The following is a 22,608-nucleotide window of genomic DNA, read 5'->3' as shown; positions in this document are numbered from 1 at the left end:
CCTCGTTCGCGTCATTCGCCGCCGTCGGCCGCCGCGTCGCCGCGCGCAGGAATCCGCAGGTTGCGCAGCTTGTGATAAAGCGTCTTCTTCGGCATGCCGAGTGCAACGCTTGCGTCCGCAACGTTGCCGTTGTGACGCCGGAGCATGTCCTCGATCAGCATCCGCTCGAAATACGCGAGCTGCTCCGCGAGCGTGCCGCCCGCCGTCGGCGCGCTGCCGGACGACAGCAGGCTGTCGCCGGTCAGGCCGAGCACGAAGCGGTCGGCCACGTTCTGCAGTTCGCGCACGTTGCCGGGCCACGCATGCGTCATCAGTTCGGACACCTGCGCAGCCGTGACGACGGGCGCCGGCTGCCCGAAGCGACGCGCGGCCGCGAGCACGAAATGCTCGAACAGCAGCGGCACGTCCTCGCGCCGTTCGCGCAGCGGCGGCAGTTCGATCTGCGCGACGTTGAGCCGATACAGCAAGTCCGCGCGAAAGCGTCCGTCGGCCGCGAGCTCGGCGAGATCGGCCTTCGATGCGGCGACGACGCGGCAGTCGACCGGAATCAGCTCGTTCGCGCCGAGCCGTTCGACCACGCGCTCCTGCAGCACGCGCAGCATCTTGATTTGCAGCGGAATCGGCATCGTCTCGATCTCGTCGAGGAACAGCGTGCCGCCGGGCGCATATTCGAGCTTGCCGATGCGCTTCTTGATCGCGCCGGTGAATGCGCCGGCCTCGTGGCCGAACAGCTCGCTCTCGAAGATCTGCTCGGGCAGGCCGCCGCAGTTCAGCGCGACGAAATGCGCGTCGCGCCGGCTGCCGAAGTCGTGCAGGCTGCGCGCGATCAGTTCCTTGCCGGTGCCCGTCTCGCCGGTGATCAGCACCGACACCGACGTATCGGCGAGGCGCAGGATCTTCTTGCGCACCTGTTCGATCGCGGGCGACTTGCCGAGCACGAGCGCCTCGATGCCCTGCCAGTTGTTGAGCGCCGCGCGCAGCCCCTGCACCTCCAGTGTGAGCCGGCGCTTCTCGACCGCGCGCGCGACGCGGCCGGCGATCACGTCCGACGAGAACGGCTTCTCGATGAAGTCGTACGCGCCGTCGTGCATCGCGCCGACGGCCGTCGAAATGTCGGCGTGGCCGCTGATCAGCACGACCGGGATCTGCGCATCGACGGCCATCACGCGCTCGAGGAGCTGCAGCCCGTCGATGCCCGGCATCCGCACGTCCGACACGATCACGATGGGCGCGCCGGGCGCGACGTGCGCGAGCGCGTCGGCGCCCGACGCGAACGCGTCGACCGGGAACCCGGCGAGCGCGACGGCCTGCTCGACGCCGATCCGGACGTTTTCATCGTCCTCGACGACCAGCACGCGAATCTCATCTTCCATGCTCTGTCCTTTGTTGCGGCGTCGCCGCCGCGAATTCGATGGTGAACTGCGCGCCGCCCGCGTCGCGGTTCGTCGCGGCGATCTTCGCGCCGAACGCCTCGACGATGCGCGACGTGATCGCGAGGCCGAGCCCGAGGCCCTGGCCGCGCGGCTTGGTGGTGACGAACGGCTCGAACAGGTGCGGCAGCACGTCGGGCGCGATGCCGGCACCGCTGTCGGCGACGGTGAAGCGCACGCGGCCGGTTTCGTCCGCATCGCTCGCATCGTCCACTTTGGCGGCTTCGATGACGATCCGCCGCACGGGCGCGTCGTGCACCGCATCGAGCGCATTGCCGAGCAGGTTCACGATCACCTGCTGCAGCTGGCTCGATTCGGCGGACACCGTCGTGCCGGGCGCGATGTTCACGTCGAGCTGCACGCCTTCGTCGCGAATCCGCGCATCGTAGATGAACCGCGCATGCGCGACGGCCTCGGTCAGCGACACGGCGACGCGCTCGACGTCGGGCTTGCGCGCGAAGGTCTTCAGCTCGCCGGTGAGCACCGCCATGCTGTCGATCAGCTTGCCGATCCGTTCGAGATTGGCATATGCGGGCGCCGGCTGGCCGCGCTCGAAGAACGTGCGCGCGTTGTCGCACAGCGTGCGGATCGCGACGAGCGGCTGGTTCAGCTCGTGCGTGAGGCCGGCCGCCATCTGCCCGAGCACCGCGAGCTTGCCCGCGTGCACGACTTCCTGCTGCGAATCGCGCAGCCGTTGCTCGGTGCGCTCGCGTTCGACGATCTCGCGCTGCATCCGCTCGTTCGCGGCCGTCAGCGCGGCGGTGCGCTGCGCGACGGTCAGCTCGAGCCGGTCGTTCGCGCGGCGCAGCGCGTCCTGCGCGTTCAGCCGCGCGACGATGGCCCGACGGCGCTGGATCGCGTAGCCGGCCAGCAGCGCGGCGATCAGGAACGCGCCGGTGACGAACACGAACGCGGTCTCCTGCTGGCGCCGCGCGCTCGCGATGTCCAGCAGCACCATCAGCGAATCGCCGGCCTGCGGGGCGGGGCGCGACATCACGAGATAGCGCGTGTTGCGGCCGGCGTGACGCGGATCGGGAAACGTGCCGAACCACGCGGCGGCGCTGCGGTCGCCGATGTGGCGGTACGGCAGCACGTCGACCGTGCGGCCCGCGTATTGCCGCGACGCCTGGATGTCGCGCTGCTGCTGCGCGGTGATCGGGCGCAACGCGGTGAATTTCCACGCCGGCTCGGTCGAGATCACGATCACGCCGTTGCCGTCGACCACCAGCGCGGCGACGCCCGGCGCGCGCCACGCGGATTCGAGCGGGTCGACGCTGATCTTCACGGCCGCCGCGCCGATCGGCGCGCCGTCGTCGCGCACCGCGCTCGCGAAGTAGACGCCCGGCACGCCGGTATTGGTGCCGATCCCGAAGAAGCGGCCGCTGCCGTGCGCGAGGGCGTCCTTGAAGTACGGCCGGTACGACACGTTCGTGCCGACGAAGCTGATCGTCTCGTTCCAGTTGCTGGCGGCGATCACTTCGCCGCGCAGGTCGATCACGTCGACCGCGCCGCTGCCCGCGTCGCGGTTCACGGCTTCGAGGTACGTGTTCACCGTGTGGGCGAGCGCGGGCCGGTCTTGCGGCGCGGCCTTCAGCAGCGCGCGCACGCCGTCCTGGCGGGCGACCAGGCCGGGCAGGATCTCGAAGCGGCCGAGTTCGCTCTTCAGGCTCGACGCATACAGGTCGAGCCGGTGCGCGCCGGTTTCCTCCAGCGCGTCGATCGCGCGTTCCGACGCGAAATCGACGGCCGCGCCCGCCACGCCGACATACAGCACGACGGCCGACGCCCAGCCCCACCACGGGATTCCCTTGAAGCTCTTCTGCACGTTCGCCCTCATCGAAGCCCGCAACCGGTCACCTGCAACCGGCCCTCCGCAACCGGCCCTCCGCAACGACGCGCGCCGCACGCCGGCAGGGCCGGCGGCGGCGCGTGCGAAGCAGCCTGCGCGACGGTGCGCGCGGCCGTGCATTATCCGAAGTGCGCGACCAGGATCAGCGTCACCGTGACGACGATTGCGCCGCCGATGCGCGTCGCGATCTGCGCGAACGGCATCAGCTGCATCCGGTTCGCGGCGGTCAGGATCGCGACGTCGCCGGTGCCGCCTTGTCCGCTGTGGCAGGCGTTCACGATTGCGGTGTCGATAGGGTACATCTTCAGCAGGCGGCCGACCACGAAACCGGTGCCCATCAGCGTCGCGACGGTCGACACGATCGTGACGACGTTGACGATCGTGAAGGCGGCGGTCAGCTTGTCCCACGGCGTCATCGCGACGCCGATCGCGAACAGCAGTGGATACGTGACGGCGGTCGAGAAGAACTTGTAGACGACGAACGCGCCTTCCTGCAGCGGCGGCGACACCGCGCGCGCCAGCTTCACCAGCACCGCGAGGAACAGCATCGCGACCGGCGCGGGCAGGCCGAACAGCTTGTGCGCCATCAGGCCCACGAGATACAGCGTGATCGCCGTGATGCCGGCGCCCGCGATGTGCGTGACGTCGACATGACCGCGGATCTCTTCGTTTTGCGGCGCCAGGTCGTCGCTTTCGCCGACCTGCAGACGACCGTTGCCGGTCAGGTGCGGCAGGCGCTTGCCGAGCATGTCGAGCGCCCCCGACAGGATGATCGCGGTCAGGCTGCCGAGCATCACCGGCGGCAGCACCATCGCGAACATCTCGCCCTGCGGCAGGTGCATCAGTTCCGAATAGCCGATCGACAGCGGAATTGCGCCTTCGCCGACACCGCCCGCCATGATCGGCACGACGATGTACAGCAGCGTGTGGCGTGCGCCCAGGCCGAGCGCGGTGCCGACCGCCGTGCCGACGATCGCGGCCGCGACCGAACCGGCGGCGAGCGGGATGAAGATCTTCACGAAGCCCTGGATCAGCACGCGCCGGTCCATGCTCAGGATGCTGCCGACGATGATCGACGCGATGAACAGGTACAGGAAGTTGGTCGACTTCGTGAACTCGACCGTCAGGTTCAGCACCGGCTTGGGCAACACGTGATAGTAGGTGAGCGCCGACGGCACGAAGGTCGCGAAGATCGCGGCCGCGCCGATGTTGCGCAGGAGCGGCAGGCGCTTGCCGAGTTCCGCGCACGTGAAGCCGAAGAACGCGAGCACGGCGATCGCCATCGAGATCTCGCCCGGCACCTTGCCCGTGACCGAGAAACCGACGATCAGCGCGAACAGGATCACGTACACCGGCAGCGGGATGATGCCGATGCGGATTTCCATCAGCTTCCACCAGCCTTCCGGCCAGAAGCGTGCGCGCGTGGCGGCGCCGGCTTCGGCAATCGGTTCCGGGTGGGACGGGGTATGGATAGAGGTCTGCAAGACGTGTCTCCTGATTGTGGGATGCCTGCATCGCTTCGCGGCATCGTGTGCCGTCTATTACGCAACCCCCGTGCCAGAATTCCGGCCTGCCGGAATATTTTTAATGCATTGATTCATAAGGGATTTGTTTCGTCTGCGGAAAGGGTGGCCGCCTTGGCCGGCCGAGATTTCGGAATCCGCCCGGCGAGGGAGGCCGAGATTTCGGCCAGTCGGCCGGCCGCGCGCCGGGCCGACCGCGATCGCGCGCCATATCGCCGCGCGCGATTTTCTTCGCACAATCGCTTCGTAGACCGCCTTCCCGCCGCTCTCTATCATCGGCTGATCCTTTTCCGATGCGACGACTGTCGGGAGAACGCCCGCGCGTTCGCCGCGGCGTCGCTCATCCGTCGATACCGTCCTTGGACAGGAGAGTGGTTCCCATGCCGCATGCCGTTTTTTCCGCCCGCTCGTGCGCCGTCCGCCTCGCACGGCTCGTCCTGCCGGCCCGCCTGACCGCGGCCGCGCTGCTCGCCGCGTGGCTCGCCGTCGCGCTGCCGGGCGGCGCGCGCGCCGACACCGCGCCGCTGAAGGTCGGCATCTCGACGAGCCCGCAGATCGAAGCGCTGAAGATCGCCGCGAAGGAGGCGAAGGAGCAGGGCCTCGACGTGCGGATCGTCGAGTTCACCGACTGGAATACGCCGAACGCGGCGCTCGCGAACAAGGACATCGACGTCAACTACTTCCAGCACATCCCGTTTCTCGAGAACGCGAAGAAGCAGGGCGGCTACAACTTCGTGTCGATCGCGCCGGGCACGATCATGAAGATCGGCCTCTATTCGAAGAAGGTGAAAAGCTTCGCCGAGCTGAAGGACGGCGCGCGCGTCGCGATCGCGAACGATCCGGTCAACGGCGGGCGCGGGCTGTTGTTGCTGCAGCGCGCGGGCCTCATCACGCTGAAGCCGGGCGCCGACTACCGGGCGACGACGCACGACATCGTGGCCAACCCGAAGCACCTGAAGATCATCGCGCTCGAGGCGTCGCAGCTCGCGCGCTCGCTCGACGACGTCGACCTCGCGCAGGGCTACCCGAGCTTCATCAAGCTCGCCGGCACGACCGACCCGAACAGCGCGCTGCTGTTCGACGGCACCGAGAACAAGAACTTCGCGATCCAGTGGGTCGTGCGGCCCGAGAGCGCGAACGATCCGCGCATCCGCAAGTTCATCGCGATCTACCAGCACTCGCCGGCGGTGCGCCGTGCGCTCGACAACGCGTTCGGCTCGCTTTACGCGATCGCGTGGTGACGGAGGGAACATGACGACGCCGAACCGCAAGAAGATCCTGCTCAACGCGTTCAACATGAACTGCGTCGGACACATCAACCACGGGCTGTGGACGCATCCGCGCGACCGCTCCGCGCACTACACCAATCTCGACTACTGGGCCGATCTCGCGAGGACGCTCGAGCGCGGCAAGTTCGACGGGATCTTTCTGGCGGACATCGTCGGCGTGTACGACGTGTTCGGCGGCGGCCCGGACGCCGCGCTGCGCGAATCGGTGCAGGTGCCCGTCAACGATCCGCTGCTGCTCGTGCCCGCGATGGCGCAGGTCACGCGGCATCTCGGCTTCGGCGTGACCGCGAACCTGACCTACGAGCCGCCGTACCTGTTCGCGCGCCGCATGTCGACGCTCGACCATCTGACGAAGGGGCGCATCGGCTGGAACATCGTGACCGGCTATCTCGACAGCGCCGCGCGCGGAATGGGCCTCGCGCAGCAGATCGGCCACGACGACCGCTACGAACGCGCGGACGACTACATGGACGTCGTCTACAAGCTATGGGAACAAAGCTGGGACGACGATGCGGTGATCCGCGACGCGCAGGCGCGCGTGTTCGCGCAGCCGGGCAAGGTGCGGCGCGTCAAGCACGACGGGCCGTTCTACTCGGTCGACGCGATCCACCTCAGCGAGCCGTCGCTGCAGCGCACGCCGGTGCTGTACCAGGCCGGTTCATCCGCGCGCGGCGTCGCGTTCGCGGGGCGGCACGCGGAGTGCGTGTTCGTGAACGGGCAGAGCAAGGCCGCCGCGCGCGCGGCGGCGCTCGATATCCGCGCGGCCGCCGCACGGCAGGGCCGCGACCCGGCCTCGATCAGGATTTTCGCCGGCGTGAGCGTCGTGACCGCCGAGACCGAACTTCTCGCCCGAGAGAAGTTCGACGAATACCGGCGCTATGCGAGCCCCGAAGCCGGCCTCGCGCATTTCGCGAGTTCGACCGGCATCGACTTCGCGAAGTACGGGCTCGACGAGCCGATCTCGTATGTGAAGACCGATTCGATCCAGTCGGCCGTCGACGCGATCTCGCGCAAGAGCACGACCGGCACGTGGACCGTGCGCCGGATGCTCGAACAGATGTCGCTCGGCGGTCGCTACGCGCCGATCGTCGGTTCGCCGTCGCAGGTCGCGGACGAACTGCAGTCGTGGATCGACGAGACGGGCATCGACGGTTTCAACCTGACGCGCACCGTGATGCCCGAGTCGTTCGAGGATTTCGTCGACTGGGTCGTGCCTGAACTGCAGAACCGCGGCATCTACAAGGAAGACTACGATCCCGCGCCGACGCTGCGCGAGAAGCTGTTCGGCGCCGGCGCGCGGCTGCCGGCCTGGCATACGGGCGCGCAGCACCGGCTGGTCGCCGTGCCGGCATCGGAACCCGCGCATCCCGCGCATGCATGAACGTGACGGAGCGAAGCGATGACGCAACTGTTCGATACGCTGGGTTTCATCGAGACATCGGCCGTGCGGGCCGGCGCAGCGGCGCTCGACGCGCATGGCGCGCATCGGGAAGCGGCCACGCGGGCTGAGGTCGCCGCCGTGTCGCTCGTGCACGTCGGCAAGGTGTTCGCGACGCCGCGCGGCCACGCCGCGGCGCTGCGCGACGTGACGCTCGACGTGCGGCGCGGCGAAGTGTTCGGGATCATCGGCCGCAGCGGGGCCGGCAAGTCGACGCTGCTGCGGCTCGTGAACGGCCTCGAACGTCCGAGTTCGGGCAGCGTGCGCGTGCAGGGCGTCGACGTCGGCGCGCTCGACGAGGACGGGCTCGTCGCGCTGCGCCGCCGCACCGGGATGGTGTTCCAGCATTTCAACCTGCTGTCGGCGAAGACGGTGTTCGAGAACGTCGCGCTGCCGCTGAAGATCGCCGGCGTGCCGAAGGCCGAGCGCACGCGCAAGGTCGATGCGTTGCTCGATCTCGTCGGGCTCGCCGCGAAGCGCGACGCGTATCCGGCGAGCCTGTCGGGCGGCCAGAAGCAGCGCGTCGGCATCGCGCGGGCGCTGGTGCACGATCCGGAGGTGCTGCTGTGCGACGAGGCGACGTCGGCGCTCGATCCCGAGACGACGCAGTCGATCCTCGCACTGCTCGCCGACATCAATCGCCGCCTCGGGCTGACGATCGTGCTGATCACGCACGAGATGGAAGTGATCCGCGCGGTGTGCGACACGGTCGCGGTGATCGAGCAGGGCGAGCTCGTCGAAACGGGCCCGGTATGGCGCGTGTTCGGCGATCCGCGCCACGGCGCGACGCGCGCGCTGCTCAGCACGCTCGTGCATGACCTGCCGGCCGAACTGGCCGCGCGTGTGCAGCCGTTGCCCGAGCAGGCTGTGCTGCCGGACGGCGCGCAGGTCGTGCTCGACGTCCGCTATACGGGCGAAAGCGGCGGCGAGCCGGACGTCGGCGCGCTCGCGGCGGCGCTCGGCGGCTCGGTGCGTTTCCTGCATGGCGGGATCGAGCGGATCCAGGGGCATGCGCAGGGACGCCTCGTGATCGCCGCGTCGCCCGGGCAGTCGCTGGCACACGGCGGCGCGGTCGCCGCGTTGCTGGAGCGCGCGCGCCGCCATGCGAACCACGCGGAGGTGCTCGGCTATGTTTGAACTCTGGTGGCCCGAACTGCTCGACGCGATCCGCGACACGCTGTCGATGGTCGCCGCGTCGGCCGCCGTCGCCGCGCTGATCGGCATCCCGCTCGCGGTGATCCTCGTGACGACCGCGCCCGGCGGCATCTACGAGCGGCGCGGCGTGAACGCCGTGCTCGGCGCGCTCGTCAACGTGTTCCGCTCGACGCCGTTCATCATCCTGCTCGTCGCGCTGCTGCCGTTCACGCGTGTGCTGATCGGCACGACGATCGGCGTATGGGCGGCCGTCGTGCCGTTGTCGATCGCCGCGATTCCATTCTTTGCGCGAATTGCCGAAGTGAGCCTGCGCGAAGTCGATCGCGGGCTGATCGAGGCCGCGCTCGCGATGGGCGCGAAACGCCGCCACATCGTGTGGCACGTGCTGCTGCCCGAGGCGCTGCCCGGCATGCTCGGCGGCTTCACCATCACCGTCGTCGCGCTGATCGGCTCGACCGCGATGGCGGGCGCCGTCGGCGCGGGCGGGCTCGGCGATCTCGCGATCCGCTACGGTTACCAGCGTTTCGACACCACCGTGATGGCGACCGTGATCGTGATCCTGATCGCACTCGTATCGGCCGTGCAAATCACGGGCGACCGCCTGGTCCGACACGTGACCCGGCGTACCTGAGCGGCGCCACGAGCGCGGCTCATTTCATTTTTCCAGACCCTGAGAGAACGATACCCATGACCTTGCCCATCGGCGCACCGCGCGAATGGAACGGACAATTCGAGGAAGCGCTGTTCCTGGACGTCGCGCGACGCCATCGTCCCGGCTTTCCCGACAAGCTCGCGACGCCGCCGCGCGAGCCGCGCAGCGAAGACGAGCTGGCCGCCGTCGCCGACTACTACACGAAGATGGCGTCGCACGACCTGTTCATCGTGCAGGTCGTCGCGAAGGCGATCGACACGCTGTTCCGCGACGATCCGCATTTCCAGCTGATCCTGTCGCGCCAGCTCGGCGACGACGGCGCGCATGCGGTGATCGGCCGCGAGCGCGTGACCGAACTGACGGGCCGCGATCCGCTGCCGGAAGTCGAGCGGCTCGTCGCCGCGCACTGGGCGCGCATCGGCGATATCGCGGTGCGCGACGTCGCGGGCTTCCTCGCGTTCGAATGGCATTACGAGCTGCACATCCTCGCGAAGCTGTGGATCCAGCGCAAGACCGGCCGCATCGCGGATGGCGCGATGCGCGAGCACGGCGAAAACCGGATTCGCCCGGACGAGGAGTGGCATCGCGTGCAGATCGTCCAGTGGTGGTTCGACACGTTGAAGGCGTTGCCGGCCGACGAGCGCGATGCGCTGATCGACCGCGTGATCGCGGCCGACGAGGAAACGCAGGCGCGGCTCGACGGTTATCTGCATGACGAGTACGCGCATACCGCGCATGTGTTCGGTGCGGATATCGCCGAGTACCGCGCGATCTACGACGACTGGCGGCGCGAGATCCTGTCGCGGCTGACCGGCCGCCCGCTCGGCGCGCTGGTGCCGCTGTCCGGCGAAGTCGGCGCGCACGAACCCGTTGCACCGGAAGCCGTCGCATGAACGATCCGCGCAGCCCGGCGACGTTTGCGCCGGATCCCGATGCACGCGCGATCGACGCCGATGCGCTGGCGCGCGCGATCGATTCGCTGCGGGCGACGGCGGCCGCGCGCGACCGCGCGGGCGGTCATGCGGCCGACGAGAAGCAGTGGCTCGCCGATGCCGGCCTGTTGACGCTCGCGGTGCCGCTCGAATTCGGCGGACAGGAAGCCGCGTGGCCGGCAATCTACGACACGATCCGGCAGATCGCGCGCGTCGACAGCGCGCTCGCGCATCTGGTCGGGTTCCAGATCCTGCAGATCGTGAGCGTCGACGTGTGGGGCAGCGCGGCCCAGCGCGAACGCTATCTGCGCGGCACGGTCGAGCATCACTGGTGGTGGGGCAATGCGGTCAACCCGCTCGACACGCGGCTGGTGGCGACCGCGACGCCGGACGGCGGCTACCGGCTCGACGGCGTGAAGGGCTTCTGCTCGGGCACGCGCGGTTCGCAGCGGATGACCGTGTCCGCGCACGATCCGGAAACGGGCCGCACCGTGTTCGGCGTGGTGCCGACCGATCGTGACGGGATCACGGTCAACGACGACTGGGATCCGATCGGCCAGCGCCAGACCGACAGCGGCAGTGTGCGCTTCGACGGTGTGACGCTCGCGCCGGACGACGTGCTGCACCGGTCCGAAACGCCGCCGACGCCGCGCGCGACGCTGCGCACGCTGGTGTCGCAGCTGGTGCTGACGAACCTATTCGTCGGGCTTGCCGAAGGCGCGCTCGCCGAGGCGCGCGACTATGTGCTGAAGCATGGCCGGCCGTGGATACATGCGGGCGTCGCGCAGGCGAGCGACGATCCTTATACGCTGCAACGCTTCGGCGACATGCGCGTGCGGGCGGTGTCGGCCGCATCGCTGGCCGATCGCGCGGCGCTCGAGTTGCAGCGCGCATGGGTGCGGCGCGACGCGCTGACGGCCGACGAACGTGCGGAAGTGGCGCTCGCCGTGTCGGAGGCGAAGATCGTCGCGCAGCGCGCGGCGCTCGACAACGGCGAGGCGCTGTTCGATGCGTGCGGCGCACGCGCGACGGCCGCGTCGCTCGGCCTCGACCGCTTCTGGCGCAACGCGCGCACGCATACGCTGCACGATCCGCTCGACTATCGGCTGCGCGACGTCGGGCGGTTTGCACTGACGGGAGAGTTGCCGCAGGCGTCGCTCTATACGTGAAGGCGGTGAGCCATCGCGTCACTGCGCCGGCAACTTCTCCGCCAGTGCCCGCATCGCATCCACCGTCTCCGGATTCGCTGGAAAAAATGCCTCGATCGCGAGCTCCGACAGCGTGACATCGACCGGCGTGCCGAACACCGTCGTCGTGCTGAAGAACGTCAGCTCGCCGGCCGCCGTGCGCAGCCGCAGCGGCACCGCGATGTCCGCGTAGTCGGTGCGCGCATGCGTGTCGTCGCGCTGACCAGCCGGTGCCGGATATTCAGCCAGTTCGTCGCGCAGCGCATGCAGCGCGCGGTCGCCGCTCGCGTCGATCTGCCGTTGCAGCCGGTGCAGGATATGCGCGCGCCACTCGTGCCAGTTGACGATCTGCGACGCGAGGCCGTCCGGATGCAGGCTCAGGCGCAACACGTTGACGGGCGGCTGCAGCAGCGCCGGATCGGCCTGCGCGACCAGCGCGCCGAGCATCCGGTTTGCGGCGAGCAGCGTCCAGTGGCGATCCACCGCGAGCGCCGGGTAGGGCTCGTGGCCGCGCAGCACGGCCTCGACCGCGTGGCGCGCGGCATCGAGCTGCGGATCGGAGAACGGCCGCTCGCGAAACAGCGGCGCATAGCCGGCCGCGACGAGTAGCGCATTGCGCTCGCGCAGCGGCACGTCGAGGCGCTCCGCGAGATGCAGCACCATGTCGCGGCTCGGCTGCGCGCGGCCCGATTCGACGAAGCTCAGGTGTCGCGCGGACACCTCCGCCTCGAGCGCGAGCGCCATCTGGCTCAGGCGCCGGCGTTGACGCCAGGTACGCAGCAGCGGACCGATGCCGGACGCACGGCCGGCGGACGGGGGGAGCGAATGGAGGGCGGCGGTCGAGTTCATGGTGCAGATGATAGGCAATCCTGCACGCGCCGGGCATTACCCGACAGGTAAGCATTCCCGACCGGCGTGCGCCACCGATTCCGCCGGCTGCCGCCCGGGGCTCCCTTCCGCCCCCGCATTTCGTTCACTGACGCGCCGCGACGCTGCGTTACCATAGCCTCCGTGCCACTGAGAGGCGGCGCCGGACCCGCGACCACAACGCTCGAGCCGGACGCCGTGCACATTCACAACAAGGCAGTCCAGGGGAATCCAACAATGAAAAAACTCGCCGTCCGTGTCGCCTGCGTGGCGATGCTCGCATTCGCCGCGACCAGCGGCCACGCGCAAACCGAAGCCGCGCAGGTCGAAATGAGGGCCGCCGCCGCGGCCGCCAACAAGGCCGTCGTCAGCGGGCCGGCCGATATCGACATCAAGCACGAAGCCGTGCTGAAGCTGAAGGCGGGCGAATCGTTCGTGCCGGCCGCCGAAGCCGGTCGCTACCTGCGCTCGATGGGCAACTCGGTCGACGAATCGAAGCTGGTCGGGCTCGTGCTGCCGGAGGATCCGGATGCCGACTGGCTCTCGGTCGTGTCGTTCGAGCCGAGCGGCTACATCCGCGACGACGACGCGAAGGACTGGAAACCCGACGAATTGCTGAAGAGCCTCCAGGCCGGCACCGAGGAAGGCAACCCTGCGCGCAAGGAGCGCGGGCTGCCGGAAACCGAGGTGGTCGGCTGGGCGAAGGCGCCGGCATACGACGCGGCCTCGCACCGGCTCGTGTGGTCCGCGATCATCCGCGACAAGGGCGCGGCCGCGAACGCCGAGAACGACGGGGTGAACTACCGCACGCTCGTGCTCGGCCGCGACGGCTACCTGTCGCTGACGATGGCGTCGACGCTCGCCGATCTGCCGAAGTACAAGCCTTCGGCCGACGACCTGCTCGCGAACATCCGCTTCAACGACGGGAAGCGCTACGCCGATTTCAACAAGTCGACCGACCACGTCGCCGAGTACGGTCTCGCGGCGCTGATCGTCGGCGTCGGCGCGAAGAAGCTCGGCCTGCTCGCGCTGATCGGCGCGTTCGCGCTGAAGTTCTTCAAGGTCGGCGCGATCGCGCTGCTGGGGGGCGCGGCGGCGCTGAAGCGCTTTTTCGGCCGCAAGCCGAAGGCCGCCGCGGTACCGGTCATCGCCGATGCGTCCGGGGTGCCGGAGACGGAGCGCAAGGAATGACGAAACTGCTGCTGCTGATTTTCGGCGGCCTGAAGCTCGGCAAGGTGCTCATGTCCGCGGGCACCATGCTCGCGTCGATCGCGGTCTACGCGCTGTTCTACGGCTGGCGCTTCGCGGCCGGCTTCGTCGCGCTGCTGTTCGTGCACGAGGCCGGCCACTACCTGGCCGCGCAGCGGCGCGGGCTCGACGTCGGGCTGCCGACGTTCATTCCGTTCGTCGGCGCGTGGATCCAGTTGAAGGAGATGCCGCACGATGCCGAAACCGAGGCGTACGTCGGGCTGGCCGGGCCGTTCGTCGGCACGCTCGGCGCGCTGGCCTGCTACGCGGCCGCGCGCCACTACGACAGCAACCTGCTGCTCGCGGTGTCGTACACGGGCTTCTTCCTGAACCTGTTCAACATGATTCCGCTGTCGCCGTTCGACGGCGGGCGCATCACCGCGGTGCTGTCGCCGCGTATCTGGTTCGCGGGCGTGCCCGTGCTGATCGCGCTGTTCGTGTACCGGCCGAGCCCGCTGTTGATCGTGATGGCGATCCTCGCGCTGCCGCAGCTGAAACGCGCGTGGCGCTACGATCCCACCGCGCCGGAGAACCGCGCGTACTACGCGACGTCGATCGAGACGAAGACGACCTACGCGCTCTGCTACATCGGCCTGGTCGCGTTTCTCGCGCTGATGACGTCCGGCGTGCACGACATGCTGCGCGTCGCGCATTCGGCGGCCTGACGCAAAAACGGCGGCCGTTTGCACGCGGCCGCCGTCATCATCCTTCCATTCCCGCCGAAGCTCACGCGTCGCGATGACGCAGCTCGACGCGCTTGATGTCCTTCACGATCACCAGATAGCTGAACACCGTGACGAGCGCGTTCAGCCCGACGAACACGAGCGCGCCGTTGAACGAGCCGCTCGCGCCGACCAGGTAGCCGATCGCGATCGGCGCGACGATGCCGGCCGTATTGCCGAACATGTTGAACAGGCTGCCCGACAGGCCGATCGCTTCCTTGGGCGCGGTATCCGCGACGACGGCCCAGCCGAGCGAGCCGATTCCCTTGCCGAAGAACGACACGGCCATCAGCACGATCACCAGCACTTCGCTGTCGACGTAGTTGCAGCCGATGATGACCATCGACAGCAGCATCCCGCCGACGATCGGGATCTTGCGCGCAAGCGTCAGCGACACGCCGCGACGGATCAGCAGGTCCGACAGCATCCCGCCGAGCACACCGCCGAGGAACCCGCAGATCGCCGGCAGCGACGTCATGAACCCGGCCTTCAGCAGCGACATCCCGCGCGCCTGCACGAGGTAGATCGGGAACCACGTGAGGAAGAAGTACGTAAGCACGTTCACGCAGTACTGGCCGAGATAGACGCCGAGCAGCATCCGGTTCGACAGCAGCTGGCGCACGTAGTACCAGCCCGCGACGCGGCTGCCTTCGGATGCCTTGGACGCCGCGCCGCTACCGTGCGCCGCGCTCGGCCGGGCCGTCGAGCGTACGAGGCCGCCGCCCTGCTCGATATGCTCGAGTTCCGCGCGGTTCACCGCCGGATGGTCGACCGGGTCCTTCATCACGCGCAGCCACAGGAACGCGAGCGCGATGCCGGCGAGGCCGAGCCACAGGTACACGTGGTGCCAGCCGTACGCATGCGTGAGCCACGCCATCAGCGGCGAGAACACCACCGCCGCGAAATACTGCGCGGCGTTGAAGATGGCCGACGCCGTGCCGCGCTCGGCGGTCGGGAACCAGCTCGCGACGACCTTCGCGTTCGCGGGAAACGCGGGCGCCTCGGCGATGCCGACCGCGAAGCGCATCACGAACAGCGCGGTCACCGCGAACGCGGCGCTGCCGCCGAGGCCGATCGTGCTTTGCAGCAGCGTGAACGCCGACCACAGGAAGATGCTCGCCGCATACACGCGGCGCGCGCCGAAGCGGTCGAGCAGCCAGCCGCTCGGCAACTGCGCGAGCACGTACGCCCAGCTGAACGCCGAGAAGATGTAGCCCATCGTCACCGGATCGATGCCGAAGGCCTTGCGGATCGGCGTGCCGGTGATCGACAGCGTCGCGCGGTCCGCATAATTGAGCGTCGTGACGACGAACAGCATCGCCAGGATCCAGTAGCGCACGGCGGTCCGGCGCGCGCTGCCGGCGAGTTCGATCGGAAGATCGCGGGAGGTGGTCTGATTGTTGGGCACGTTAAGGTACGTCGTCGTATGACATGACCGCGAGTTTATGAGCAACGCCGCCACGCAGAAACCTCGGGTTTTCCCTTTGCCGGGTGACGCGAAAGGGTCAGAAAATCGTGCTTAGGCCGAACAGATAAGGATTTGACGCACGCGACCGCGCTGCCGACGCGCCGCGCAAATATCGAAATGTCGTCGGCAGACATCATATCTGTTGAGCTACAATGAGCGAATCATTCCCGAACCACGGAGCACACCCCATGCAATTGACTGGAGAGATGCTGATCGGCGCCGACGCGGTGGCCGGCTCGGCCGGTACCTTGCACGCGTTCGACCCGTCGAAGGGCGCGCCGATCGACGCGCCGGCCTTCGGCGTCGCGACGCAGGCCGACGTCGAGCGCGCGTGCGAACTCGCGCGCGACGCCTTCGACGCGTACCGCGCCCAGCCGCTCGCGGCCCGCGCGGCGTTTCTCGAAGCGATCGCCGACGAAATCGTCGCGCTCGGCGACGCGCTGATCGAACGCGCGCACGCCGAAACGGGCCTGCCCGTCGCACGGCTGCAGGGCGAGCGCGGCCGCACCGTCGGCCAGCTCCGCTTGTTCGCGCGCGTCGTGCGCGACGGGCGCTTCCTCGCCGCGTCGATCGATCCCGCGCAGCCCGAGCGCACGCCGCTGCCGCGTTCGGACCTGCGGCTGCAGACGGTCGGGCTCGGGCCCGTCGTCGTGTTCGGCGCGAGCAACTTCCCGCTCGCGTTCTCCGTGGCCGGCGGCGATACCGCGTCGGCGCTGGCGGCCGGCTGCCCGGTGATCGTGAAGGCCCATGAGGCGCACCTCGGCACGTCCGAGCTGGTCGGTCGCGCGATCCGCGCGGCGGTGGCGAAATGCGGAATGCCGGCCGGCGTGTTCTCGCTGCTGGTCGGCCCGGGCCGCGTGACCGGCGCGGCGCTCGTCAGTCATCCGGCGATCCAGGCCGTCGGCTTCACCGGGTCGCGGCAGGGCGGCATGGCGCTCGTGCAGCTCGCGAACGCGCGTCCGCAGCCGATTCCCGTCTATGCGGAAATGAGCAGCATCAACCCGGTCGTGCTGTTCCCGGCCGCGCTGGCCGCGCGCGGCGACGCGATCGCGACCGGCTTCGTCGATTCGCTGACGCTCGGGGTCGGCCAGTTCTGTACGAACCCGGGCCTCGTGCTGGCGATCGACGGTCCCGATCTCGACCGCTTCGAGTCGGTCGCCGCGCAGGCGCTCGCGAAGAAGCCGGCCGGCGTGATGCTGACGCGCGGCATCGCGGACGCGTATCGCAACGGTCGCGGCAAGCTGGCCGAATTGCCGGGCGTGCGTGAAATCGGCGCGGGCGAGACGGCGCAGACCGAATGCCAGGCAGGCGGCGCGCTGTACGAAGTCGCCGCGCAGGCGTTCCTGGCGGAGCCGGCATTCAGCCACGAGGTGTTCGGGCCGGCCTCGCTGATCGTGCGCTGCCGCGATCTCGACGAAGTCGCGCACGTGCTCGACGCGCTGGAGGGCCAGCTGACGGCCACGCTGCAGATGGACGCCGACGACAAGCCGCTCGCGCGTCGCCTGCTGCCGATCCTCGAACGCAAGGCCGGGCGTCTGCTCGTCAACGGCTATCCGACCGGCGTCGAGGTGTGCGACGCGATGGTGCACGGCGGGCCGTTCCCGGCGACGTCGAATTCGTCCGTCACGTCGGTCGGCGCGACCGCGATCGAGCGTTTCCTGCGGCCCGTGTGCTACCAGGACTTCCCGGACGATCTGCTGCCCGAGGGGCTGCAGGAAAGCAATCCGCTCGCGATTCCGCGGCTGCGGGACGGCAAGGCGGAGTGAGGGGGCTGAACGTGACCGACTGAAGGCCGCGTCCCGGGAGGGGCGCGATTCGGTACGTTGATGGATGGCGGCGGACGGTGCCCACGGGCGCGTCCGCCGTTTTCATTTGTGGCGGGGTTTCGTGCCGCGGGTTGCGCGATCTGAGAGGTCGACAAGAATCATGCGGGCTCTGACGGCCGGCGTGGAACGGATTCAAGATCGGGCTCGGTGCCGCAGAGGCGGGCAAGTCGTCGTGCGCTTTCGCGCGCGATCAAAGCGCGCAGCGCTTCTCTCACCAGCGCCGATTTTTTGGTGACGCCGGTCAATTGCTGCGCTTTGGCGAGCAGTTCGTCGTCGAGGGACAAGGTGGTGCGCATGAACGGCTCGAGAGTAAGTCGACGCGTCGATTGTCGCATCAGATGATGTGTTGCCGCAGCGAGCCGGCCCACCTTCCGCGCCGCCCGAATTTCTCCTACAGTAGCGAGGCTGCGGGCCGTCCGGCCCGCTGGCGAGCCTGAGAGACACAAGACCAACAAGGAACCATCCGATGAACATCAGCAAGCGCGGCGACCACCTGTTCGCCGCCGGACTGTGGAAGGCGATCGGCGACGTCGCGCATTCCGTGCGCAGCCGCATCGGCCAGTACAGCGAAGGGCGCGTGCTCGCGAACGCGCTGCTCGAATTCCAGCGCGACCTCGGCGGCAGCGAATTCGACGTGACCATCAACCAGGGGCGGCCCGTGACCGGCTCCGACGCGCATTCGCTCATGTTTGGCCTCGCCGTGCGCCGTTTCAGGCAGGACATGGAAGCGCTGGTGTTCGCGCTCGAGCAGCGCCGCGGCATCGACGAACGCGACCAGAACCTGCGTACCGACGCGCTGACGCAGGCCAACAGCGCGCTCCTGACCGCGAAGCAGTCGGCGACGATCACGGTCGGCCGGTTCTTCGATGCGGTCGTCGACCGCGACGTGCTGGGGCAGATTCTCGGCGGCGAGTCGAACGCACGCGTGCGTTCGGGCGCGCAGGAGCAGATCGAGACGACCCGGATCAAGCTCGGCAACGTGCGTCACCGGATCATCGGCGTCATCGCGCAGATGTGACCGCACGCATGCGCGGCGGGATGCAGCGCGTTGCCGCCGCTGCAAACGACCGCGGCCGGCAAGAGCCGGCCGCGACGCAACACTGACGACAAGCCGGTCGCGGTGCCGCTGAGCGCACCGCGCCGGCCGTCTCCGCTTACTGCGGGCCCATCTTCTTGATCAGCACGTCCAGTTCGGCGACTTCGGCGTCGTTGAGATCGACGAGCGGCGCGCGCACCGGGCCCGCGTCGTGGCCGACGAGCTTCGCGCCCGCCTTCACGATGCTGACCGCGTAGCCCGCGCGACGGTTGCGGATCTGCAGGTACGGCAGGAAGAACTCGTCGATCAGGCGGCCGACCGTCGCGTGGTCGTCCTTCGCGATCGCTTCGTAGAATTCCATCGCCGTCTTCGGGATGAAGTTGAACACGGCCGACGAGTACACCGGCACGCCGAGCGCCTTATACGCGGCCGCGTAGACTTCGGCCGTCGGCAGGCCGCCGAGGTACGCGAAGCGGTCGCCGAGGCGGCGGCGGATCGTGACCATGCTCTCGATTTCGCCGACGCCGTCCTTGAAGCCGATCAGGTTCGGGCAACGATCGGCGAGGCGCTCGAGCATGTCGGCGTTCAGCTTCGAATTCGCGCGGTTGTACACCACGACGCCGATCTTCAGCGCGCGGCACACCTGCTCGACGTGTTCGGCGATGCCTTCCTGGCTGGCTTCGGTCAGGTAGTGGGGCATCAGCAGCACGCCGCTCGCGCCGAGGCGCTCGGCTTCCTGCGCATATTCGATCGCGACGCGCGTCGCGCCGCCGGCGCCGGCCAGGATCGGCACCTTGCCCTTGCAGGTTTCCGTCGCGACGCGGATCACGTCCGAATACTCGCGCTGCGTGAGCGAGAAGAATTCACCGGTGCCGCCGGCCGCGAACAGCGCGGTCGCGCCGTACGGCGCGAGCCATTCCAGGCGCTCCGCATAGGTGGTCGGGCGGAAGCTGCCGTCTGCGTCGAAGTCCGTCAGCGGAAACGACAGCAGGCCGTGGGAGATGATTTGTTTGAGTTCTTGCGGTGAAGTCATGGTTGGGTCGTCCGTCTAGCGCGAGCGCAGCGCGAGTGCAGGTTTGTCGGGCACGGCATCCGGGCCGTATTGGCGATGTCGTTGTATGTCATCGTACAACGAGGCAACAGGTGACGCAAGCGGTTTGCTGGCGGGCTGAGGTTAGGGTCTTTCCGGATAAGGGTTTACTCAGCATCCCGGTTCGTGTTGAATGTCGTATGATGACTAACGATTTGACCGGTAGCCTCCAGGAATTCCGATGACTGCTTCCCCTCTCTACATCCGCGTGCACCCGGACGACAACGTCGCGATCGTCGTCAACGACGGCGGCCTGCCCGAGGGCGCGACGTTCGCCGACGGCCTGACGCTGCGCGAAGGCGTGCCGCAAGGGCACAAGGTTGCGCTGGCCGACCTCGCGGCCGGCGACCCGATCGTCCGCTACAACGTCGTGATCGGCTACGCGCTCACGGAGCTGCGCCGCGGCAGCTGGGTCAACGAGCGCACGATGCGCATGCCCGAGCCGCCGGGGCTCGACAACCTGCCGCTCGCCACGCGTGCCGCGCCGCCGCTGGCGCCGCTCGAAGGCTATACGTTCGAGGGCTTCCGCAATGCCGACGGCTCGGTCGGCACGCGCAACATCCTCGCGATCACGACGACCGTGCAGTGCGTGTCCGGCGTCGTCGAGCATGCGGTGAAGCGGATCAAGGAAGAACTGCTGCCGCGTTACCCGAACGTCGACGACGTGGTCGGGCTCGAGCACACGTACGGCTGCGGCGTCGCGATCGATGCGCCCGACGCCGACATTCCGATCCGCACGCTGCGCAACATCAGCCTGAACCCGAACTTCGGCGGCGAGGTGATGACGGTGAGCCTCGGCTGCGAGAAGCTGCAGCCCGAGCGCCTGCTGCCGCCCGGCGCGATTCCGCTGACGGCCGACGGCGCAGCCGACAACGGCGGCGTGGTATGCCTGCAGGACGCCGCGCACGTCGGCTTCAACTCGATGATCGACTCGATCATGAAGATGGCCGAATCGCACCTCGAGCGGCTGAACCGCCGTCGCCGCGAAACCTGTCCGGCGTCGGATCTCGTCGTGGGCGTGCAGTGCGGCGGCAGCGACGCGTTCTCGGGGCTGACCGCGAACCCGGCGGTCGGTTTCGCGGCCGACCTGCTGGTGCGCGCCGGCGCGACGATCATGTTCTCGGAAGTGACCGAAGTGCGCGACGGCGTCGCGCAACTCACGTCGCGCGCCGCGAACGAGGACGTCGCCCGCGAGATCATCCGCGAGATGGACTGGTACGACCGTTACCTGGAGCGCGGCCGCGTCGACCGCAGCGCGAACACGACACCCGGCAACAAGAAGGGCGGCCTGTCGAACATCGTCGAGAAGGCGATGGGCTCGATCGTGAAGTCGGGCAGCGCGCCGATCGCCGGCGTCGTGCGTCCCGGCGATCGTGCCCGGCAAAAGGGGCTGCTGTACGCGGCGACGCCCGCGAGCGACTTCATCTGCGGCACGCTGCAGCTCGCGGCGGGCATGAACCTGCACATTTTCACGACCGGCCGCGGCACGCCGTACGGCCTCGCGCAGGTGCCGGTGATCAAGGTCGCGACGCGCAGCGATCTCGCGCGCCGCTGGCACGACCTGATGGATCTCGACGCGGGGCAGATCGCGACCGGCGCGGCGTCGATCGAGGACGTGGGCTGGGAGCTGTTCCGGCTGATGCTCGACGTCGCGAGCGGCAAGCGCCGCACGTGGGCCGAGCAATGGAAGCTCGCGAATGCGCTGACGCTGTTCAATCCGGCGCCGGTGACCTGACGCACGGTTGCGACGGCAGACGATGCGGGCGCCTTCGGGCGCCCGTTTTCGTTGCGGCGGCGGACGCGCTACGCGTCGTCGTTCGGCAGGTCGAACAACGCATGCGCGTACTCGACGCGGCCGAAGTGATGCTTCCACAGCCGCACGCCGAGTTCGCCGCTGCGATCGAGCGACGAACCGGCCGTGAGATCCGCGAGCAGCGTCGGGTGCAGGCCCGCGTCGAACAGCGCGAAGCCGGCCGCGAGCACGCACGTGTCGGTCTGGATGCCGCAGACGAGCACGCGTTCCGGCGCGAGCGCGCGTAAGTGCTCGACGACTTCGACGGGCAGCCCGTAGCCGTGCTTGACGAACACGCGATCGGCGGCGATCAGGCTGTCGTCGTCGCGGGACGGGCGCCAGCCGAGCTGCCGCTCGAACGGCACGCGCGCTTCGTCGTGACGCTCGACCGTCGCGACGCTCGGCAGGCGCCCGACGAGCGCACGCACGCGGGTGACGAGCCATTCGGGCGGCGCGAACGTCGGCTGGATGTCGACGATCAGGAGGGCTTGCTGCATGGCGGATGACGTCCGGAGGTCCAGGCAGGCCGATTCTAGCGCGTGCGCCGGCGGCGCGATTTCCTTACCTCGAACGTAATCGACCGCCCGCGCGGGGCCGGCGACGATAGCGGCACGCGAACCCGACAGGTTCGCGGCGCTGTCCTCCCTTCATCCAGACCAGGAGCCTCGCATGAACACCGCCCAAACCGTCCAGTCCGCTCACGCCGACCTGATCGACCGCTATTTCGATGCATGGAACGAACCCGACGCCGCGCGCCGGCGCGCGCTGATCGATGCGACCTACGCGAGCGACGCGGCCTATCGCGATCCGCTGATGGCCGGCGACGGCCACGCGGGCATCGACACGATGATCGCGGCCGTGCAGGAACGCTTCCCCGCGTTCCGTTTCCGCCGCACGACCGACGTCGACGGGTTCGGCCAGCACCTGCGCTTCTCGTGGGCGCTCGTGTCGCCCGACGGCGCGGCGATCGTGAAGGGTTCGGATTTCGGCACCGTCGACGCATCGGGCCGCCTGAAGTCGGTCACGGGTTTCATCGACGAAATGCCGGCCGCGGCGTCGTGACGCGAGCCGCGCATGCCCGGCGGCGTCCGGGATCGGGTAACG

At 68.7% G+C, this 22,608-nt stretch carries 20 protein-coding genes; 12 read left to right on the top strand and 8 right to left on the bottom strand.

What is annotated here, in order from left to right; genetic code table 11:
- Nucleotides 1-11: 11 nt before the first annotated feature.
- The 3 genes from ACP26O_RS21180 to ACP26O_RS21170 form a co-directional block, all read right to left on the bottom strand.
- Nucleotides 12-1,373 (bottom strand): sigma-54-dependent transcriptional regulator, encoded by a 1,362-nt coding sequence (locus ACP26O_RS21180; protein ID WP_426356401.1) that lies wholly within the window; start codon nucleotides 1,371-1,373, stop codon nucleotides 12-14.
- Nucleotides 1,363-3,267, bottom strand: a complete 1,905-nt coding sequence (locus ACP26O_RS21175) for a sensor histidine kinase (protein ID WP_175666464.1) — start codon at nucleotides 3,265-3,267, stop codon at nucleotides 1,363-1,365. Before ACP26O_RS21175 ends, ACP26O_RS21180 begins: the two co-directional genes overlap by 11 nt.
- Before the next feature lie 131 nt (nucleotides 3,268-3,398).
- Nucleotides 3,399-4,763 (bottom strand): 2-hydroxycarboxylate transporter family protein, encoded by a 1,365-nt coding sequence (locus ACP26O_RS21170; RefSeq protein WP_105830479.1) that lies wholly within the window; start codon nucleotides 4,761-4,763, stop codon nucleotides 3,399-3,401.
- A gap of 419 nt (nucleotides 4,764-5,182) precedes the next feature.
- On the opposite strand from ACP26O_RS21170, the gene ACP26O_RS21165 reads away from it, so the two are divergent.
- Genes ACP26O_RS21165 through ACP26O_RS21140 form a run of 6 tightly spaced genes read left to right on the top strand, consistent with a single transcriptional unit; the run spans nucleotide 5,183 to nucleotide 11,437 of the window.
- A complete protein-coding gene (locus ACP26O_RS21165; protein ID WP_175666465.1) occupies nucleotides 5,183-6,043 on the top strand; it encodes a MetQ/NlpA family ABC transporter substrate-binding protein in 861 nt (286 codons plus the stop codon).
- A gap of 10 nt (nucleotides 6,044-6,053) precedes the next feature.
- Nucleotides 6,054-7,472 carry an LLM class flavin-dependent oxidoreductase gene (locus ACP26O_RS21160; RefSeq protein ID WP_175666466.1) on the top strand — a complete coding sequence of 473 codons (1,419 nt, stop codon included), beginning with the start codon at nucleotides 6,054-6,056 and terminating at the stop codon, nucleotides 7,470-7,472.
- An 18-nt stretch (nucleotides 7,473-7,490) separates the two neighbouring features.
- Nucleotides 7,491-8,666: a methionine ABC transporter ATP-binding protein gene (locus ACP26O_RS21155; protein WP_175666467.1), complete on the top strand. Its 1,176-nt coding sequence runs from the start codon at nucleotides 7,491-7,493 to the stop codon at nucleotides 8,664-8,666.
- The gene (locus ACP26O_RS21150) at nucleotides 8,659-9,315 is read left to right on the top strand and encodes a methionine ABC transporter permease (protein ID WP_006752338.1); all 657 of its coding nucleotides are present in this window, start codon (nucleotides 8,659-8,661) and stop codon (nucleotides 9,313-9,315) included. Before ACP26O_RS21155 ends, ACP26O_RS21150 begins: the two co-directional genes overlap by 8 nt.
- Nucleotides 9,316-9,371: 56 nt before the next feature.
- Nucleotides 9,372-10,229 carry a hypothetical protein gene (locus ACP26O_RS21145; RefSeq protein ID WP_175666468.1) on the top strand — a complete coding sequence of 286 codons (858 nt, stop codon included), beginning with the start codon at nucleotides 9,372-9,374 and terminating at the stop codon, nucleotides 10,227-10,229.
- A complete protein-coding gene (locus ACP26O_RS21140; protein ID WP_175666469.1) occupies nucleotides 10,226-11,437 on the top strand; it encodes an acyl-CoA dehydrogenase family protein in 1,212 nt (403 codons plus the stop codon). Before ACP26O_RS21145 ends, ACP26O_RS21140 begins: the two co-directional genes overlap by 4 nt.
- An 18-nt stretch (nucleotides 11,438-11,455) precedes the next feature.
- Here ACP26O_RS21140 and ACP26O_RS21135 read toward each other — a convergent pair whose 3' ends face one another.
- Nucleotides 11,456-12,304: a helix-turn-helix domain-containing protein gene (locus ACP26O_RS21135; RefSeq protein ID WP_175666470.1), complete on the bottom strand. Its 849-nt coding sequence runs from the start codon at nucleotides 12,302-12,304 to the stop codon at nucleotides 11,456-11,458.
- Between the two features lie 255 nt (nucleotides 12,305-12,559).
- On the opposite strand from ACP26O_RS21135, the gene ACP26O_RS21130 reads away from it, so the two are divergent.
- Nucleotides 12,560-13,513 (top strand): DUF2167 domain-containing protein, encoded by a 954-nt coding sequence (locus tag ACP26O_RS21130; RefSeq protein WP_175666471.1) that lies wholly within the window; start codon nucleotides 12,560-12,562, stop codon nucleotides 13,511-13,513.
- On the top strand, nucleotides 13,510-14,235 hold the full coding sequence (locus ACP26O_RS21125; protein ID WP_175666472.1) for a site-2 protease family protein: 726 nt from the start codon (nucleotides 13,510-13,512) through the stop codon (nucleotides 14,233-14,235). The genes ACP26O_RS21130 and ACP26O_RS21125 overlap by 4 nt, the downstream gene beginning before the upstream one ends.
- A gap of 61 nt (nucleotides 14,236-14,296) precedes the next feature.
- On the opposite strand, the gene ACP26O_RS21120 is transcribed toward ACP26O_RS21125, so the two are convergent.
- Nucleotides 14,297-15,700 (bottom strand): MFS transporter, encoded by a 1,404-nt coding sequence (locus ACP26O_RS21120; RefSeq protein WP_279607358.1) that lies wholly within the window; start codon nucleotides 15,698-15,700, stop codon nucleotides 14,297-14,299.
- Between the two features lie 248 nt (nucleotides 15,701-15,948).
- On the opposite strand from ACP26O_RS21120, the gene ACP26O_RS21115 reads away from it, so the two are divergent.
- Entirely contained in the window at nucleotides 15,949-17,526 is a 1,578-nt protein-coding gene (locus ACP26O_RS21115; protein WP_175666473.1) for an aldehyde dehydrogenase (NADP(+)), read from the top strand.
- A 158-nt stretch (nucleotides 17,527-17,684) separates the two neighbouring features.
- Here ACP26O_RS21115 and ACP26O_RS21110 read toward each other — a convergent pair whose 3' ends face one another.
- A complete protein-coding gene (locus ACP26O_RS21110; RefSeq protein WP_175666474.1) occupies nucleotides 17,685-17,882 on the bottom strand; it encodes a type II toxin-antitoxin system VapB family antitoxin in 198 nt (65 codons plus the stop codon).
- Nucleotides 17,883-18,052: 170 nt separating this feature from the next.
- Between ACP26O_RS21110 and ACP26O_RS21105 the strand changes: the two genes are divergently transcribed.
- Nucleotides 18,053-18,604, top strand: coding sequence for a hypothetical protein (locus ACP26O_RS21105; RefSeq protein WP_006752327.1), 552 nt, complete (start codon nucleotides 18,053-18,055; stop codon nucleotides 18,602-18,604).
- Between the two features lie 136 nt (nucleotides 18,605-18,740).
- Here ACP26O_RS21105 and kdgD read toward each other — a convergent pair whose 3' ends face one another.
- Nucleotides 18,741-19,655 carry a 5-dehydro-4-deoxyglucarate dehydratase gene (kdgD, locus tag ACP26O_RS21100; RefSeq protein ID WP_006752326.1) on the bottom strand — a complete coding sequence of 305 codons (915 nt, stop codon included), beginning with the start codon at nucleotides 19,653-19,655 and terminating at the stop codon, nucleotides 18,741-18,743.
- 238 nt (nucleotides 19,656-19,893) lie between these two features.
- Between kdgD and garD the strand changes: the two genes are divergently transcribed.
- Nucleotides 19,894-21,447: a galactarate dehydratase gene (gene garD, locus ACP26O_RS21095; RefSeq protein ID WP_175656637.1), complete on the top strand. Its 1,554-nt coding sequence runs from the start codon at nucleotides 19,894-19,896 to the stop codon at nucleotides 21,445-21,447.
- 68 nt (nucleotides 21,448-21,515) lie between these two features.
- On the opposite strand, the gene ACP26O_RS21090 is transcribed toward garD, so the two are convergent.
- Nucleotides 21,516-22,001 carry a cysteine hydrolase family protein gene (locus ACP26O_RS21090; protein ID WP_175656636.1) on the bottom strand — a complete coding sequence of 162 codons (486 nt, stop codon included), beginning with the start codon at nucleotides 21,999-22,001 and terminating at the stop codon, nucleotides 21,516-21,518.
- A 172-nt stretch (nucleotides 22,002-22,173) separates the two neighbouring features.
- Here ACP26O_RS21090 and ACP26O_RS21085 point away from each other — a divergent pair, with 172 nt between their 5' ends.
- Complete coding sequence (locus tag ACP26O_RS21085) at nucleotides 22,174-22,566, top strand: nuclear transport factor 2 family protein (protein WP_175660126.1); 393 nt, start codon at nucleotides 22,174-22,176, stop codon at nucleotides 22,564-22,566.
- Nucleotides 22,567-22,608 lie beyond the last annotated feature (42 nt).

This window comes from Burkholderia sp. R-40, assembly GCF_049942845.1.
Lineage (GTDB): Bacteria > Pseudomonadota > Gammaproteobacteria > Burkholderiales > Burkholderiaceae > Burkholderia > Burkholderia ambifaria.
The sequence above is the reverse complement of the archived record's forward strand: the minus strand, read 5'-3'. Positions and strand labels throughout refer to the sequence as shown.